The following is a 17,727-nucleotide window of genomic DNA, read 5'->3' on the forward strand; positions in this document are numbered from 1 at the left end:
AGCCAGAACCAAAACCGGAACCAAAACCGGAACCTAAGCCAGAGCCTAAGCCAGAACCAAAACCGGAACCAAAACCGGAACCTAAGCCAGAGCCTAAGCCAGAGCCAAAACCAGAGCCGAAACTGGAATCAAAACCGGAGCCTAAGCCAGAGCCTAAATCGGAATCTACACCAGAGATACAATCTAAAAAGATCGGAGTATTGCCAAATACTGGTGAAAAACAGTCTAATGTAGAAATTTTTGGTGCGTTAGTAGCAGCTGGTGTAATAATGATGAGACGTAAAAGAAATTCTAAGTAGTAGACTGACAATCTCTATTGAGGTAATTTAAATTCAAAAAAGATATGAATAGTAATTCATAAAATTTCTTTGAAGTGTCTAAGCTAATTCTATTGACAAATAGTGTTAAATTCTTTATACTATTAAGTAAATTAATATTAATATGTAAAACATTGAAGAGATAAGTAGATTATAATTGATTCACAACAGAGAGCTTTCGGTGGGTGTGAGAAAGTAAGAAGAGATGTAGTTGAAAATGGTCTCGGAGTAATAATTATCTAATAGGTAATTACGTTGGTGCACGATATAGCACAGCGGTATGAACACGTGCCGATCAAGGTGGATATTTATATCCATAAACATGGGTGGTAACACGATAAACTCGTCCCTATTACATAAGTTTGTAATAGTGGCGAGTTTTTTTATTTAAGACAAAGAATAGTTAAGGAGATAAAATAATGCCAATATGTATTCAAAATGAATTACCGGTAAAGAATAAATTATTAGAAGAAGGAGTAGTCGTAATAGAAGAGAATAGAGCTAAAAATCAAGATATACGACCATTGAAAATTTTAATTTTGAATCTAATGCCTAAAAAAGAAGAAACTGAGCGTCAATTATTAAGACTTTTAGGAAACTCTCCGCTTCAAATCACGGTAGAATTTCTTCATATGACAAGTCATATTGCAAAAAATACAGCGCAGTCTTACTTAGAGAAATTCTATAAAACATTTGATGAAGTGAAAGATAAATACTATGATGGTCTTATTATTACAGGTGCTCCTGTTGAACAACTAGAATTTGAAGATGTAAATTACTGGGGGGAATTGAATAGCATTTTTGACTGGAGTAAGACTCATGTCTTTTCAACATTAAATATTTGTTGGGCAGCTCAGGCTAGTTTATACTATCACTTCGGTGTCAAAAAAGAACAGGTAGATGATAAGATATTTGGAGTATTTGAACATGATGTTCTTATAGAAAATCATACATTAACAAGAGGATTTACAGATACTTTCTTAGCTCCTCATTCTAGGCATACTAAAATAGAAGAAGAGAAACTACCTACTATTTCTGAACTTGATGTATTAGCGAGATCAGAAGAGGTTGGGACATTAATAGCTGCGACTAAAGATATTAGAAAGATTTTTGTAACAGGGCATATTGAATATGATGCAGATACACTTCATAATGAATATGTTCGTGATAAGAATAGTAATCTTCCAATCGAAGTTCCGGTGAATTATTACCCAGGAAATGATGATACCAAAGCACCTAAAAATAGATGGCGTGGAGTGGCTTACTTATTCTATCACAACTGGTTAAACCAAGTTTATCAGCAAACACCGTATGATTTAGCTGAATTATCAAAATAAGAGAAAGAAAAAGACTTTACAGGGAGTGACTCAAAAATCGTGATTTCGGAGAAACAAGATTTTGTCGAGTCACCCTCGCACAGTTTATTAGATATCTAAAAAGCTTTTATAAAGCGAATTTAGATATCAATAAACCACTGCGTCTATGAGTTCTCATATGTACTTTGTTGAATTTTAGGACTTTTAAGCCCCCCTAATTTTAATTATCTTTTTTTTCGTCTTTTTTACCTGAGTTTTCCTCTTCTGTTAATCCTGAAATTGATTTTTTAAATGATGTGAACATTTTTCCAATTGATTCTCCAAGTTCAGGTAGACGTTTAGGACCGAAGATTATTAGAGCAGCTATGATAAGCACTATGACTCCAGGAGCTCCTATATCACGTAAAAATCCCATTACTTTTCACCTCTTTTGTTGTAAATATACTTGCTAATAATAATGCTAATTTCATAAATTAAAATTAATGGTATTGACATAACGATATCACTAATAAAGTCAGCAGGTGTAATGACTACTGCTATTACAATTAGTATAAAATATGCATATCTTCTATTTCTAGTTAAGAAGGTAGGTGTTAATATACCTAATGATGTTAGGAATGCAACTATAACAGGGAATTCAAAAAGTATCGCTATCGGTATCGTCGTATTAATGACAAATGATAGATAGTTTTGAGCTGTTAATTGAGTGTTGAATAAATCATCCCCGATAGAAAGAAGAACATTTAAGATAGCAGGAGTTACTAGAAAGAACCCGAAAGCTAAGCCTACTGAAAAACAAATGAATACTGCCGGTATATAGGCTAATAATGCACGAGCTTCTCTTTCTTCTAATGCAGGTTTTATAAATGCCCAGATTTGATAACAAATAAATGGTATCGAAAATGTGAAGGCACAAATTCCCGCAAGAGTTAGATATATCCATAGTATATCATTAGGTCCAAGAACAATCAATTTATTATTAAAATTACTAGTTAAAAATTTATAAATATCCGCTGACCATAATAAACTTACTATGAAAGAGACAATAAAAAACACAAGGCTTAGTATTAGTCTCTTTCTAAGTTCGGTTAGATGATCCACGGTAGAAACTTTATCTCCATATTTCATCGCAAGTTACCTATTTATTTTTAGATTTTTCATAGAATATACTAATTGCTACAACAATGATATAAATTAGCTGAGCTATTATTACTTCAAAACTAGGATAGATTCCTAAAATTTCGATAGTAGGAAGATAATCTATAATGTTATTTGAGACCATGTCAGTTATTTGTAAAGCGTGTATGCTTACTCCTAGCATCTTGAATCCTAGAATGTATATTAACCAAGATAGAACTAGGAATACTTTGCTAATTGGTAATTTTCCAGAGGCTTTAACCATAATTATACCGATAATTATTAAAGCGACAATAGCAAGAGCTATCCCTATTAGTAAGTTACTTGTAGTAATTAATGGCATAATACCAGCGTAGAATAAAATAGTTTCTGCACCTTCACGGAATACTGCCAGGAAACTAAGTGTGAACATAGATATAAAACTTCCAGTTGAAAGAACTAGATTTAACTTTGTATCCATATATTTCTTCCATGCTTTAACAGAACTTTTACTATGTAGCCAAATTCCAATACCTATCATCATAATTACTGCAAAGATACCAACAACACCTTCGATGATTTCACGGTTAGTACCAGATGATAGAGCAGGGAATGAGTATTTTAAAATAACGGCTGCAAATATACTAGAAAGAATACCTACTAAGGCACCCGCATAAATCCAGATTAACCCTTTTTTCTGTTTAGCAGCTTTTAATGCACTTGCTAGAGATAAGACGATTATTAATGCTTCAACACCTTCACGAAGTAAAATTAGCATAGAATCAATAGCTGTGTAGTTAGATTTTGTATCGATTTTAGAAAGCTCTGTAATTAAGTTTTTAAGTTGTTCTTGATACTTTTGTTCACTACCTTTAACCATAATTATAGGAGTTTCGCTTTCTACTTTTGTATATAGTGAAGCGTTTCGTGTTCGAACTTCTCCTTCAATAACAGGCCAAACTTCTATGAATTTTTTCATTTTTTGTGAACCTTGGGCTTTGTTTCCTTCTTTAAAGGCTGTAAGACTATCTTCAAGAAGTTTTATCCCTTGTTCGAGAGATTTAACATCAGAATTTTGTTCGAGTTTTTTCCCAGCAAGGAAATCATCTAGATAAGTTTTTAAATCAGTTAAATATAATTTTGTAGTTTGATAGTCATAAGGTTCAATCTCCATAGAACTACGTAGAAATGACATTGTTGTTTCCACTTTCCCGTAGTAAGCAGGTTCAAGTGTTCTTACGATACCTTCATTACGTACCCATGCAGCATTGTATTTAACATATTCTGCTTTCATAGTTTCAACATCTTTAGTGTCGATTGCTTTTTCTAATTTATCGAAAGCAGGGTAAAGTTTCGTTTTAAATGCTTTTTTTTCGGCTTCAATGTCTAAAGGATTTTGTTCATTTTCAAAAGCAAGTAGGGTAGTTGATAGCTCTCTTAGTTGCTCTTCATTGATATCATTTGATTTTAATGTTTGTTTAACTTTTTTTCCAGCTTCAGAATCTGAATTTTTCGTTGCTTCAAACTCTGTTTTAAATTCTTCAATTAATTTTTTAGCTTTATCTTGTTCGTTATTTTTTATTGCAGTGTTAGCGTCGGTAATTTTAATAAAAAGATTACTATATGATTCTTTTGCTACAATAGTTTTTAAAAATGGAGAGCTAAAACTGAAAAGAACGATAAACGCTAAAAATATTTTAGTCAAATAGTTTTTTGCCAATATATTCTCCCTCCTTAATTCCTCCAAAACATGCAAATAGACCGCTACCGATATGAGTTATATATTCATTCATCTTATCTTCATTTCCTAGACTATTCTGGATAGTTATAAATTGTTTTGGATCTTTTTGGAATGAGATAAATAGTAGACCAGAGTCGAATTGTCCAGTAGTTTCATTTATACCGTCTGAATAAGAATAAGAACGTCTTAATAATTCTACACCAGGTTTATGTGCTAAGTGGACATGAGAAGTTACAGGAATTAAAGGCTTGCCATCTGGACCTTTTTTATTAGGATCAATTGGTGCAAATTCATCAGTTTCTCCGAAAGGAGCACCACTATCTTTATATCTTCCGAAGGTATTTTCCTGTTCATTTAGACTTGTTCTATCCCATGTCTCAAGGTGCATTTGTATACGTCTTACAGCCATGTAGCTACCATCTTTCATCCAGTTGTCCTTATCGTACCATACAATTTTATCAAATTGGTCTTCTTTAGTTGCATTAGCAGTACCGTCTTTAAATCCGAAAAGATTACGTGGTGTTTCAAGACGATTACCAATAGCGGCAAAACCTGATTGGCTCCATTTCATAGTTACAGTAGAGCGAGCTTTTCTAACTAGGTTACGTACTGCGTGGAAGGCTACCTGTTCATCATCTGCACATGCTTGGATACAAATATCTCCACCTGTATATTTTTCTTTTAATTGTTCTCTAGCGAAAGGAGGTAAGTCTTTAAATTCTTCAAGACTTTTATTCTCTAAGTTCATTTTTTTTAAGAAACTTGGACTAACCCCAAATGTCAGAGTTAAACGATAGGGATTTAACCCTACCGTTTCTCCAGTGTCTTTTGGTGGTAAATAATGGTTTTTAAGAGCAGGTTCAACTAGTTCACCGTTCATTAATTTTTCACTATATTTAGTCCATTCCTTAAACATGTCGATTACATCATCACGCTTAGTAGAGTGTAAATCTAGCACGACAAAATAAACACATTTTTGCATAAGAGTAGTAATCCCAGCTTGGTGCTTTCCATAGAAACTGATTTTTTCTTCACCATCAGCGATAGCTCGGTTGTTCTCAGCTTTGTTTGCGAAAAATCCACCAAGAGCAGAAGCTCCGACAACAGCACCGGCTCCAGTCATTCCTGCTTTTTTCAGGAAATCACGCCTTGTTATTTTTTTATCAGTCCATTTTTTACCAGATTCTTCCATAATTACTTAGCCTCTTCGTCTAAAATTACACCCATTTGAGAAAGTGGTTCTCCTAATTTTGTTACTGCTTCAGAAAGTTCTTTAGTATTTTCTTTTGTTAGGTCAGTATATAGTTTGTAGTGTTTTTCATCAGTTTTATATTTATCTAATAAGCTATTAATTGTAGCAAATTTTTCAGTTAAATCTTTAGCTAATTTACTATCTTTTTTCTCGATTAAAGGTTTGAAAATTTTGAAGATTTCTTCAGCACCTTCGATGTTAGCTTTAAAGTCGTATAGGTCAGTGTGAGAGTAAATTTCTTCTTCTCCTGTGATTTTTTGTGTTGCAACTTCGTTAAGTAAGTCAACAGCCCCAGTTACCATTAAATCAGGAGTAACTTCAACAGTAGCAACTTTAGCTTTTAATTCTTTAATGTCTTTTACTAGTTGTTCTGCATATTGTTCAGTACCTTTAGTAGTATTTTGTTCCCACATAATTTTTTCAATTCTGTGGAATCCGCGCCATCCTTCTTCTGTTTTGTTTTCTTCTAAGTAGTCAGCAAGACGGAAGTCGATATTTACATCTAGTTCACCAAAACTTTCTGCGATGGGTTCTGAACGTTCATACGCCATACGAATAACTGGATATTGTTTTTTAGCTTCTTCAAGATTTCCAGCTTTAATAGTTTCAGCGAATTTTTCAGTATCTTTAAGTAGAGTATCTACTTGGTTTTCTACGAATTTTTTATAAAGGTCAGTAGCTTGTTTAAGTTGCTCTTTTGTACCTTTAGAAGTGTCAACTTGAGCAGTTTTGTTTTCTTCTTTCTTCTCTGTTTTAGAAGCACATCCGCTAATTACGATAGTTCCAGCTATTAGTGCCATAAGTAATTTGTTTTTCTTCATTAATAAATATACTCACTTTCAATTTAATCTATTATAAATTATAATCATTATCAGTTAGAAAGTAAAGTGATAAGAAACAAAATAAATAAAAAAGAAAAATTTTACAAGGTGAATAATTTTTTTTGGGAGTAACTTAAAAATCGTGATTTCGAAGAAACAAGATTTTGTTGAGGCCCCTCTGCACAGTTTATTAGATATATAAAAAGCTTTTATAAAGCAAATTTAGATATCAATAAACCACCGCGTATACACTTTTTTAAAATTTAAGACTCTCGGGCTAACTACTTTTATATAGCAGACTAGCTGATTAAATCAAAAGAATTATAGCAATTTATTTTAAAAAAATATTTATATTATATAATAGTCTAGTGAAAATATGAAATTAATCGATTGAAAGTGGAAAATGTTTGGTGTATAATGAAAGTAGATTTTTAGTAAGCGATATAAAAAAGCTACTAAGAACCTAAAAAATTAAGATTGCATTAATTTAATGCGGTACTTTTAAAAAGGAATAAAAGGCTTTATGAAAAAAAAATTAAAAATATTCGCAATATCAAAATGGTTTGATTTACTAGGGGTTGTTTTAGTAATTAGTATTGCTATCGCATCAGGTTATTTAGCAACGAGATTAGATAAATTTGTTGATTGGGGTCCATGGACTGCACTTGTGCCATTTGGACTTATTTCTGTAATTAATGTCGGTATCTCAATGTTATCTACGAGATTTACAGGAAAATTAAGTAAACTTGGGAACTACTTAGGTATCATCAATGCTGTATTATCAGGGGTTATTGACTATATTTTAGGTAATAAGGCTGCGATTATCACATATCCTGTAACATTTTTAATCTATCTAGGTGCGATTTATGTATGGAATAAATCTACAGATAAGCCAAATACAATGTCTAAAGCAAAATTATATACAGTATTAACAGCAATTGCGATTCTTTCATTTGTATTCTCATATGCTACAAATTACATTGGATATCATGGTAAGATGAGTACTCTTGCATATATTACTACAATTGCATTTGCATTCTCATTAATGGGTAATGGATTAAATACATTTAAGCTAACTACACAATGGCCATTCTGGTTACTATATAATATTGTTCAACTTATAAAAGCAGTAGTTCAAGGAAACTTCGCCAATGTTGGTAAATATATTTTCTACATTATTAATAGTGTTGGAGCATTATTTGTGTGGAAAGATTCTGAAAAATAAAATAAATTACAATTATAGATTTAAAGCTGTTGACTACTGCAAAGATGTAGGAGTCAGCAGTTTTCTTTTATATGTAATTGATATGCTTGCTAATAAATAAAGGATAAATCTATTATATTAATTTATTTCTAGTAAAATACGATTTTCTATGAGATAATAATTCTATAGTCAGCGAAGAGTGGAGAGATTTTAGATAACAGGAGAATATATATGAAAAAAAGTATTGCTATATTTTCGAGTATTATAGTTGCGCTTATTATTTGTGCTACAGCTTATTATTTTATGTTTGGTAGTGGAAAGGATAAGAAGGTAAAAGAAGAGTATCAAAAATATGTTGATATGATTAATATCAGTCATGATTTCGAAGCAGGAGCGAAAGGCTTGGAGACTCTAACTACTGATGTTGCTCAAAAGGTTATTCCAACTATCAAGACTGATATAAAAGTTGCTAAAGAGGTTAGAAATACGTCTATTAGTCTAAATGATAAAAAGGTTGACGAAGCAAAAGATAGTCTAGATAGAGCTAAAAAACTTGATACAAATTCAAACTTTTCAGCTGCTATTAACTGGTTAAATGCTGATATAGAAAATTATAAGAAAGCAGAAGAAGAGATAAAAAATATTAAGACTGATGCTAATTTTAGTAAAGATTTATCTCAAATTTTAGAAAAATATAAGTTTAATAATAATAGTCTAAAACAACTGTTAAGTGATGTAGGTACTAAACTTTATGAAAAAGCTCAGGAAGCTGCACAAAAGGCTAAGGAACTTGCTGACAAAGCAAGAGAGAAAGAACGCAAAAAAAATCGATCTGATGTTGAGTTGGGAGGTCCGAATCCTGCATTGTTAAATGATAGCAATTCATTGCCAGCTGATGCTCAAGGAATAGGTGGAGCAATGGATGAAGAAGGAGCGAGAAAAATGAGTTCTGATCTTGTTAATCGATATAAAGGGTACCTTCTTAAAAAATATGAGGGAGCATCAATTGAATGGTCTGTGAATGGCAAGAGTTTTAAAATTATTAAGGAAGATGGAAGTAAACTAACTTTTACTACTCAACCTCAACTTTATAAAAAAGTTGGAAATAGATTAGTTTCTGGAGTTAATCTTAATAGTGAAGAAGGTTTTGAATTCTTATATAATACTTAGTATTTAATGAGTAAAGAAAGGTGCTGCCCCAAAAGTCCGTGTATATGATAACTCATAGACGCAGCGGTTTATTGATATCTAAATTCGCTTTATAAAAGCTTTTTAGATATCTAATAAACTTTGCGGGAGTGACTTGATAAAATCGTGATTTCTTAAGAAACAAGATTTTGTCGAGTCACTCCCTTTTTTTATATTTCTACTATATCTATATTAGCTTTTGTTTTATATATAACGTCTTTGCGTTCGATTAGAATAGTAGCTTTTTCAGATAGTTCTTTATTTTCTTTAATTTTACTTAGTAATTCACGACTTGGGTTCATGGCAACAGGATTTCCAACACGTCTTAACATGTTGTAATCACCATTAGTGTCCCCATAAGCGAAAGATTTGTCAAGATCAATGTTGTATTCTTCGACTAATTTGTCGATAGTTTTATTTTTACTATCAGCATCCCACATTGGAATTACTTCACCTGTGAATTTTTCATCTTCTATAATGTATTTACTACCTATAGCTAAAAATGCATGGTGTTTTTTACCCATCGCTTCTACAAGGTAGTCAGGACTTCCTGAAATGAAGATGATTAGGTGTCCGTTTTTCTTGTGTTTTTCTATAATATTTCTTGTGAATTTATAGACACGATCCGCTTTAAGTTTCATAACTTGTTCTGTTGCGAAGTCGATATATTTTTTATGAAGACCTGTAATTGCTTGTACATAAGCTTCAGAAACGCCGAAAAGGTAGTTATCATAGTCTTTGAATCTCTTATCCCAGTTAATGTAACTATCTTTTACACCATTTAACCAATATTTTTCATCTACAACTTCATATTTTATTAATTTTTTAAAATGTTCTGTCATTAGAGAATCTCTATAAAGAGTTCCGTCAATATCAAAAAATGCTGCTATCTTTTTTTCTTTCATATTTTATCCTCCTAATATTAAAAAAATACTTCTATAAAGTTAAAGACGAGATTTACTCGCCTTTAACGTTACTAGAATTTTGTTGCATCAACAGAGTCAATGTATTTTTTTAGTTCTGGTACAATATTAGAAATAGTTCCATCTTCGAATGGATTTTCTAAGTTGGCTTCTTTAACTAACTCTAAGAATGGTTTAGTTCCACCAAGTTTACACAGGTATAGGTATTCTTTCCATGCATTTTCTCTATTTTCGTTAGCTTTTTTCCAGAATTGGAAGGCGCAAACTTGAGCTAGAGTGTAGTCGATGTAGTAGAATGGTGCACCGAATAAGTGGCCTTGTCTGTAGAAGAATAGACCTTCATCAAGTTCTGGAATATCTTCATAGTAACGAGATGGTAAGTATTTTCTTTCGATTTCTAACCATTTCATGCGACGTTCTTTTGGAGTTAGTTCTGGATTTTCGTATACTTCGTGTTGGAATTCATCAACAGTAACTCCATAAGGTAAGAATTTGATTGATGTTGCCATGTGGTAGTATTTGAATTTCTCTGTTTCATCTTTGAAGAATAGGTTCATCCAAGGCCAAGTTAAAAATTCCATACTCATTGAGTGAATTTCGCAAGCTTCGTATGTTGGCCAAACATAATCTGGCATGTGATATCTACTTTGGAAAACTTGGAAAGCATGTCCAGCTTCATGTGTTAATACTGTAACGTCATGAGGTGTTTGGTTAAAGTTAGCGAAGATAAACGGTGCTTTGTAATTTGGAATAAATGTACAGTAACCACCACCAGCTTTTCCTGGTTTTGTGTCTAAGTCTAATAAGTTATTTTCAGTCATAAATGTGAAGAATTCATCAGTTTCAGGTGATAATTCTTTATACATTGTTTTTGCGTAATCAACAAGTGTTGGACGATCTCCTTTTGGAGTAGGGTTACCTGATTTGAATGTTACACCTTCATCGTGGAATGAAAGTTTTTCAAGCCCTAGACGGTTAGCTTGAGCTTTTTTTAGTTCTTCAACAACAGGTACGATTTCCTCAAAAATTTGTTTTCTGTAGTTTGCTACATCTTTTGCGTTGTAGTCAGTCCTACGTAAGCGTAGGTAAGCAACTTCTACGAAGTTTTCGAAACCAAGTTTTTTTGCGATACGTGTACGAACTTTAATCATACGGTCATAGATACTATCGTATTGCTCTAAGTTTTCTTTAAAGAATCTAGCTACAGCTTGGTTTGCTAATAGACGAGTTTCACGGTTAGCATCTTGTGTATATTTAGCCATGCCACTTAAGTTGTGTTCTCCACCATCAAATGGAATTTTAGCACTTGAAGTTAGTTTTGTATATTCTGAAGAAAGTTTGTTTTCTTCTTTTAAATCTTCAATGATTTCATCGCTGAATACTTTTAGAGAAGTTTCAATTAGATTGAAGTAATGTTCTCCGATTTCTTTTTTTAGTTCTTCTTTAAATTTTGAATTGAAGATTGCCTCATCGAATTTGCTGTAAAGTGAATCTAATTCAGGACCGAATTCATCCCAAAATTCTTGTTCAGCTTCATAAAATTTATCTGTAGTATCGATTGTTACACGAATCTCTGATAATTGTGCCATAGTACTTACATTATCTCGAAGTTTATTATATTCGTTGAAAACTTCTAAAGTTTCTTCAACGTTACTTGCCGAAGTTAATTTTTCTCTTAATGTTTCTAATTGTTCTTTTATTTGATTTGTATTTGGTCTTGTATATTGGTAATTTTCAAAAGTCATAATACACCCTCCTAAAAAGTTTATTTATAAATTATCAATAATACTATGATAACATGAAATAAATAAAAATACAAAAATAACTTTCAGAAAATTCAAAAATAAAGATAGAAAATTAAAGGGATATTTTATGTAAAATAAAACTCTTAAAAAAATGTCGGATAGGAAACTTTGACCTTTGACATTCTGAGATATTTATGAAATAATTAAATATATATTTAGATGCCGAAAAAATAATTAGAAATAAAGGAGAAAAGATTTGATTACAACTAAAGATATAATTATTGATCCACATACAACTCTTAGAGCTCGTGCTGAAGAGGTTAAAAGTCCGATTTCAGAAGAGGATAAAGCCACTTTACGTGGATTATTAGAATATGTTATAGCATCTCAAGATGATGAAAAAGCAGAAAAATTAGGATTAAAGCCTGGTATAGGCTTAGCAGCACCTCAGATTAATGTTTCGAAAAGAATGATTGCAGTACATATTCCAGATGAAGAATATCCTGAGAATACAGTTTCTTATGCTTTATATAATCCAAAAATTATTTCGAACTCAGCAGCAAAATGTTACTTAGCTGGTGGAGAAGGGTGTTTATCTGTAGATAAAGATATTAAGGGATATGTTCCTCGTTATTCAAAAATTAAAGTGGTTGGTTATAATGAAAATGATGAGAAAGTTACTTTAACTTTAACAGACTTACCAGCAATTTGTTTCCAACATGAAATTGATCACTTAAATGGAGTTATGTTCTACGATCATATTAATAAAGAAAATCCATTTGATGTTCCTGCTGAATACGAAAAACTATAATTTAAATATAGAAATAAATACACGTAAGGCAATTTAAGTGTCTTACGTGTATTTGTCTATAATACTTCTTTTTCTTTAATATTGTAATGTAGATAAGCATCGATAAAATCAATAATCTCGCCATCCATTACTTTATCTACTGTAGATACTTCATGGTTTGTTCTGTGATCTTTTACCATTGTATATGGAGTAAATACATAAGAACGAATTTGTGATCCCCAACCGATATCTTTTTGTTCACCACGGATCGCTGCTAATTCTTTTTCTTTTTCTTCTAGTTCAAGTTGATGAAGTTTTGATTTTAAGTTTTTCATTGCGGCATCTTTATTTTGTATCTGGCTACGTTCGGATTGTGATTGAACGACGATACCTGTAGGAATGTGCGTGATACGAACGGCAGAGTCAGTAGTATTAATATGTTGACCACCAGCACCTTGAGCTCGGTAAGTATCAATTTTTAAATCTTCATTATTAATTTCTATATTAATCTCATCTTCATTAAATTCTGGAATTACATCGATTGAAGCGAACGACGTATGTCTTTTACCAGACGGATCGAAAGGTGAGATACGTACAACTCGGTGAACACCTTTTTCTCCTTTTAATAGGCCATAGGCAAAATCACCTTCAATTTTTATAGTTGCTGATTTAACCCCAGTGATATCACCAGATTGATAGTTTAAGTAGCTGTATTTTAATCCTTGTTTTGTGAAAAACCTTTCATACATACGTAACATTAATTCTGACCAGTCTGTTGCATCAGTTCCACCAGCACCGGCATGTATTTCAAGTATAGCAGTGTTGTTATCATATTCTTCTGAGAATAATAATCTGAAGCTAAAATCTTCGACACTTGATTTTAGATTGACTACTGTTTCTAGTAAATCTTGATAAATTTCTTCATCATCTTCATCTTTTAGAAATTCAACCATCTCTTCAGAGTGCTCTAAATAGTCTATCATTTCACTAAATTCATCAAGTTCTTTTTTTATACTTTTTGATTCGGTAACTAGTAGACTAGCTGCTTCGCTATCATTCCAAAAATCAGCTTCTAGCATCATATTTTCAATTTCAGCAACTCGTTCAGTTTTATCTTCTATTTTTAATGAAGTTTTAAATTCCGTTATTTTTTTGTTAATTTCTTCGAGTTCTTTTCTAAGTTCAATAAGTTCCAAAATTTTTACCTCTAATAACTTCTTTCGTTTACTTATTATACAAGAATTTTATTGAAGATACAAGGAAGGTAGGAACAAATTATAATACTTTTTGATTAAATATACATTTAGAAATTAGGTAAGAAATTCTTGCTATAAGTTGCTTCATCTACAGATTATTATTTTATTTTCAATATTATGTAGCAATAATCCGAAATAATTAGTTGAATTTTTTATCAAAAATTGTTCTTAGAAATGCGATTGTATCAAGGGTAAGTAGAATAGTAAAATAAAAGGTCAAAAAAAGTCAAAAAAATTATAAAAATCTATTGACTTATTTTGACCTTAATGATATTATTATATATGTGATTAGCAGTCAGATACTTAGAGTGCTAAAACACAAAATTGGAGAATAGGTGATGACGATGTTAATAGATAGACAAGTACTCATTCTTCAATCTATAGTTGAAAATTTTATTACGACTAATCAACCTGTAGGTTCTAAGCAAATTGCTCAAAATATTGATTTCAGTTCGGCAACGATAAGAAATGATATGAGTAAACTAGAAAAAGAAGGATTGATTAAAAAGACTCATATTTCATCAGGTAGAGTACCTTCGGAAAAAGGTTATCGCTATTATGTAGATTACATAAAAAAAGATTATGAATTATCAAATAGTGAGAATGAAAAACTTAAACAACTCTCTGGTGATGATATAGTCTCGGAAAATAATTATCTAGAAAAAAATGCAATAGTACTATCGGACTTAACGGATTGTACGGCGGTGATACTAGCCCCGACAAAAACGGATAGGCGTATTAATAAGATAGAGGTTATTCTTCTAAGTAGTCGTAGCATTCTCGTTATATTAGTAACAAACATAGGAGAAGTATTCCAACAAAACTATAAACTTGATGCGGATTTCACTGCAGAGGATATAGCCGAGATTAATAAACTTCTACAAAGCTACTTTTATGATGTAGATATGGCAACAGCTCACGTAATGATTCACGGTGAGTTAGAAAAATATTTAAAGAACAAAGTTAACAACTACGATATGATAGTGGTGGCTTTAAATAGATTGTTGCAAAATAAAATTAAAAAGACTATAGCATTAGGGGGTAAGTACAATTTACTTAAACAACCCGATATAGACAATGTAGAAAAATTAAAAGAAGTAGTATCGCTCTTAGAAGATGATAAGATAGTCGAGCTTTTAGATAATAATGAAGTAACAGACAAACCATCTATTAAAATAGGAACTGAGCTTAAGCTTGGGAATATAGATGATCTTTCATTAGTGTCTAGTAGTTATAACACATCTAAAGGTCAAGGTGTAATAGCCGTATTCGGACCAAAGAGAATGGACTATTCAAAAATCATGACACTTATAGCTTGTGTTCGTGATAATTTAAATAATAATTTAAAATAATTAGGAGGTAGAGATGGCTACTGAAGAACAAAAAGAAACTCTACAAGAAGAAGTAACAACAGAAGAAACTGTTGAAACTGAAACAACGACAGATTCAGAAGAAGTAGTTGAAAAAACTGCAGAAGAGTTATTACAAGAACAAATTGAAAAACTGCAAGAAGAAGTAAAAGCGTCAGAAGATAAATACTTACGTCTTTACGCAGAATTTGAAAACTTTAAACGACGTAAAAATCAAGAAATTGATACTATAAATGCTTATAAGAGTCAAAAAGTGATTACAGAAATCTTACCAAGTTTAGATAACTTAGAACGTGCTTTACAAGTTGAGTCAACTAACGAAGAAGTACAAACAGTTCTAAAAGGTGTACAAATGGTATATGAAGGATTACAAGCAGCGCTTAAATCAGAAGGTGTTGAACTGGTGGAAACTGAAAATGCTCAGTTCGATCCAAACTTCCACCACGCAGTAATGCAAGGAGAAGAGAGTGATAAAGAAAGCGGAGTAATCTTAGATACATTCCAAAAAGGTTACAAACTAAAAGATAGAGTAATCAGACCAGCAATGGTGAAAGTAAACTCGTAATTCTTACTCCTTAGTTTTTTCAAACCTAGAAGGTGAAGAAAAAAGTTAGGAATAAGAATCGCGCAGCTACACCAAGAATGAGGAGCGTAGCAACGAAATGATTGGGGCGTAGCCACTGCGCAGATATTTACTCAAAGAATAAGGAACGAAGTGACGAAATGATTTGAAAGTATCGACTTCGTAGATAAAAAAGTAATATTAGACTTTGTTAGAGTGGAAAATCATTTTAACAAATAAATTTGAAAATATAGTTATTATAAATTTAAGGAGGACAAGAATATGTCAAAAATTATAGGTATCGACTTAGGAACAACTAACTCATGTGTATCAGTATTAGAAGGTGGGGAAGCTAAAGTAATCCCTAACCCAGAAGGTAACAGAACTACACCTTCTGTAGTAGCATTTAAAGGTGACGAAATTCAAGTAGGGGAAGTAGCAAAACGTCAAGCAATTACTAATCCTAACACAGTAATTTCTATCAAACGTCATATGGGAACAGATTACAAAGAAGATGTAAATGGTAAAAAATACTCACCACAAGAAATCTCAGCAATGATCTTACAAAACTTAAAAGCAACTGCTGAAGCTTACCTAGGTGAAAAAGTAACTAAAGCTGTTATTACAGTACCAGCATACTTCAATGACGCTCAACGTCAAGCAACAAAAGATGCAGGTAAAATCGCTGGATTAGAAGTAGAACGTATCATTAACGAACCTACTGCAGCAGCATTAGCATACGGATTAGAAAAAACAGATGTAGATCAAAAAGTATTAGTATTTGACCTTGGTGGTGGTACATTCGACGTATCTATCTTAGAATTAGGAGATGGAGTATTCGAAGTACTTGCTACATCAGGAGATAACTTACTAGGTGGAGATGATTTTGACCAAGCTATTATCGACTACCTTGTAGAAGAATTCAAAAAAGAACAAGCTATCGATTTATCACAAGATAAAATGGCAATGCAACGTCTTAAAGATGCAGCAGAAAAAGCTAAAAAAGATTTATCTGGTGTAACTTCAACTCAAATTTCATTACCATTCATCTCAGCTGGAGCTAACGGGCCAGTTCACTTAGAAAACACACTAACTCGCGCTAAATTCGATGAGCTTACTCACAGCTTAGTAGAAAGAACATTAATCCCAACTCGTCAAGCACTTAAAGATGCTGGACTAAACCCAAGTGAAATTGATCAAGTAATCTTAGTTGGTGGATCTACTCGTATTCCAGCAGTACAAGAAGCTGTTAAAAAAGAAATGGATAAAGAGCCTCATAAAGGAGTAAACCCTGATGAAGTAGTAGCGATGGGTGCTGCTATCCAAGGTGGAGTAATCACAGGAGATGTTAAAGATGTAGTATTACTAGACGTAACTCCATTATCATTAGGTATTGAAACAATGGGATCAGTTATGACAGTATTAATTCCAAGAAATACAACAATCCCAACATCTAAATCACAAGTATTCTCTACAGCTGCAGATAACCAACCAGCAGTAGATATCCACGTATTACAAGGTGAACGCCCAATGGCAACTGATAACAAAACTCTTGGAAGATTCCAACTTTCAGATATACCACCAGCACCACGTGGAGTACCTCAAATCGAAGTTACATTCGATATCGATAAAAATGGTATTGTAAATGTTACTGCTAAAGATCTTGGAACTCAAAAACAACAAAAAATCACTATTGAATCAAGTAGCTCATTAACTGATGCTGATATCGATAGAATGGTTAAAGAAGCGGAAGCTAACGCAGATGCAGATGCTAAACGTAAAGAAGAAGCTGATGTCCGTAACGAAGCTGATCAACTTTCATTCCAAGCAGATAAAGCATTAGAAGAAGCTAAAGATAAAGTAGACCAAAGCTTATTAGATAACATTAAAGCTAAAAATGATACATTAAAAGAAGCTATTAAAAACAATAACTTTGAAGAAATTAAAGCTGCTAAAGATGAATTAAACAAAGCTGTTCAAGAAATGACTATGAAACTTTACGAACAAGCTAACGCAGCGGCTGGAGCTCAAGGTGCAGACGCAGGAGCAACTTCATCTAATAACGATGATGACACAATCGATGCAGACTTCACTGAGAAAAAATAATTAAATAAATAGTCTAAGGG

16 protein-coding genes and 1 other annotated feature are annotated in these 17,727 nt (G+C 32.3%); of the genes, 8 read left to right on the top strand and 8 right to left on the bottom strand.

Annotated elements, in window-relative coordinates; translation table 11 throughout:
- Together ACO6OL_RS02115 and ACO6OL_RS02120 are read left to right on the top strand one after the other, a co-directional pair.
- On the top strand, positions 1 to 299 hold a 299-nt coding region (locus tag ACO6OL_RS02115), incomplete at its 5' end, for an LPXTG cell wall anchor domain-containing protein (RefSeq protein WP_485501955.1).
- A gap of 143 nt (positions 300 to 442) precedes the next feature.
- Positions 443 to 671, top strand: a binding site (T-box leader).
- A 65-nt stretch (positions 672 to 736) separates the two neighbouring features.
- Positions 737 to 1,654 carry a homoserine O-succinyltransferase gene (locus tag ACO6OL_RS02120; RefSeq protein WP_314160763.1) on the top strand — a complete coding sequence of 306 codons (918 nt, stop codon included), beginning with the start codon at positions 737 to 739 and terminating at the stop codon, positions 1,652 to 1,654.
- Between the two features lie 199 nt (positions 1,655 to 1,853).
- Here the strand turns inward: ACO6OL_RS02120 and ACO6OL_RS02125 are convergent, their stop codons facing one another.
- Genes ACO6OL_RS02125 through efeO form a run of 5 tightly spaced genes read right to left on the bottom strand, consistent with a single transcriptional unit; the run spans position 1,854 to position 6,563 of the window.
- Positions 1,854 to 2,048: a twin-arginine translocase TatA/TatE family subunit gene (locus tag ACO6OL_RS02125; protein WP_314160762.1), complete on the bottom strand. Its 195-nt coding sequence runs from the start codon at positions 2,046 to 2,048 to the stop codon at positions 1,854 to 1,856.
- Entirely contained in the window at positions 2,048 to 2,761 is a 714-nt protein-coding gene (tatC, locus tag ACO6OL_RS02130; RefSeq protein ID WP_485501956.1) for a twin-arginine translocase subunit TatC, read from the bottom strand. The genes ACO6OL_RS02125 and tatC overlap by 1 nt, the downstream gene beginning before the upstream one ends.
- Before the next feature lie 10 nt (positions 2,762 to 2,771).
- The gene (locus tag ACO6OL_RS02135; protein WP_485501957.1) at positions 2,772 to 4,469 is read right to left on the bottom strand and encodes an FTR1 family iron permease; all 1,698 of its coding nucleotides are present in this window, start codon (positions 4,467 to 4,469) and stop codon (positions 2,772 to 2,774) included.
- Complete coding sequence (gene efeB, locus ACO6OL_RS02140; protein ID WP_485501958.1) at positions 4,447 to 5,682, bottom strand: iron uptake transporter deferrochelatase/peroxidase subunit; 1,236 nt, start codon at positions 5,680 to 5,682, stop codon at positions 4,447 to 4,449. Before efeB ends, ACO6OL_RS02135 begins: the two co-directional genes overlap by 23 nt.
- A gap of 2 nt (positions 5,683 to 5,684) precedes the next feature.
- Positions 5,685 to 6,563, bottom strand: a complete 879-nt coding sequence (efeO, locus tag ACO6OL_RS02145; RefSeq protein ID WP_485501959.1) for an iron uptake system protein EfeO — start codon at positions 6,561 to 6,563, stop codon at positions 5,685 to 5,687.
- 523 nt (positions 6,564 to 7,086) lie between these two features.
- On the opposite strand from efeO, the gene pnuC reads away from it, so the two are divergent.
- Both pnuC and ACO6OL_RS02155 read left to right on the top strand, forming a co-directional pair.
- Positions 7,087 to 7,788, top strand: a complete 702-nt coding sequence (gene pnuC, locus ACO6OL_RS02150) for a nicotinamide riboside transporter PnuC (RefSeq protein ID WP_485501960.1) — start codon at positions 7,087 to 7,089, stop codon at positions 7,786 to 7,788.
- Positions 7,789 to 7,998: 210 nt separating this feature from the next.
- Positions 7,999 to 8,937 carry a hypothetical protein gene (locus tag ACO6OL_RS02155; protein ID WP_485501961.1) on the top strand — a complete coding sequence of 313 codons (939 nt, stop codon included), beginning with the start codon at positions 7,999 to 8,001 and terminating at the stop codon, positions 8,935 to 8,937.
- A gap of 188 nt (positions 8,938 to 9,125) precedes the next feature.
- On the opposite strand, the gene ACO6OL_RS02160 is transcribed toward ACO6OL_RS02155, so the two are convergent.
- Entirely contained in the window at positions 9,126 to 9,860 is a 735-nt protein-coding gene (locus tag ACO6OL_RS02160; protein ID WP_485501962.1) for an HAD family hydrolase, read from the bottom strand.
- Between the two features lie 71 nt (positions 9,861 to 9,931).
- The gene (locus tag ACO6OL_RS02165) at positions 9,932 to 11,623 is read right to left on the bottom strand and encodes a M3 family oligoendopeptidase (RefSeq protein WP_485501963.1); all 1,692 of its coding nucleotides are present in this window, start codon (positions 11,621 to 11,623) and stop codon (positions 9,932 to 9,934) included.
- Between the two features lie 256 nt (positions 11,624 to 11,879).
- Between ACO6OL_RS02165 and def the strand changes: the two genes are divergently transcribed.
- A complete protein-coding gene (gene def / locus ACO6OL_RS02170) occupies positions 11,880 to 12,434 on the top strand; it encodes a peptide deformylase (protein ID WP_485501964.1) in 555 nt (184 codons plus the stop codon).
- Positions 12,435 to 12,490: 56 nt separating this feature from the next.
- Here the strand turns inward: def and prfB are convergent, their stop codons facing one another.
- Entirely contained in the window at positions 12,491 to 13,609 is a 1,119-nt protein-coding gene (gene prfB / locus ACO6OL_RS02175) for a peptide chain release factor 2 (protein WP_485501965.1), read from the bottom strand.
- A gap of 404 nt (positions 13,610 to 14,013) precedes the next feature.
- On the opposite strand from prfB, the gene hrcA reads away from it, so the two are divergent.
- From hrcA to dnaK, 3 genes are all read left to right on the top strand, one after another.
- Positions 14,014 to 15,021 (top strand): heat-inducible transcriptional repressor HrcA, encoded by a 1,008-nt coding sequence (gene hrcA, locus ACO6OL_RS02180; protein ID WP_485481183.1) that lies wholly within the window; start codon positions 14,014 to 14,016, stop codon positions 15,019 to 15,021.
- 13 nt (positions 15,022 to 15,034) lie between these two features.
- Positions 15,035 to 15,604, top strand: coding sequence for a nucleotide exchange factor GrpE (gene grpE, locus ACO6OL_RS02185; protein ID WP_314160431.1), 570 nt, complete (start codon positions 15,035 to 15,037; stop codon positions 15,602 to 15,604).
- A gap of 279 nt (positions 15,605 to 15,883) precedes the next feature.
- Positions 15,884 to 17,707, top strand: a complete 1,824-nt coding sequence (gene dnaK, locus ACO6OL_RS02190; RefSeq protein WP_485501966.1) for a molecular chaperone DnaK — start codon at positions 15,884 to 15,886, stop codon at positions 17,705 to 17,707.
- The last annotated feature ends 20 nt before the right edge of the window (positions 17,708 to 17,727 follow it).

Source organism: Gemella sp. (assembly GCF_057272915.1).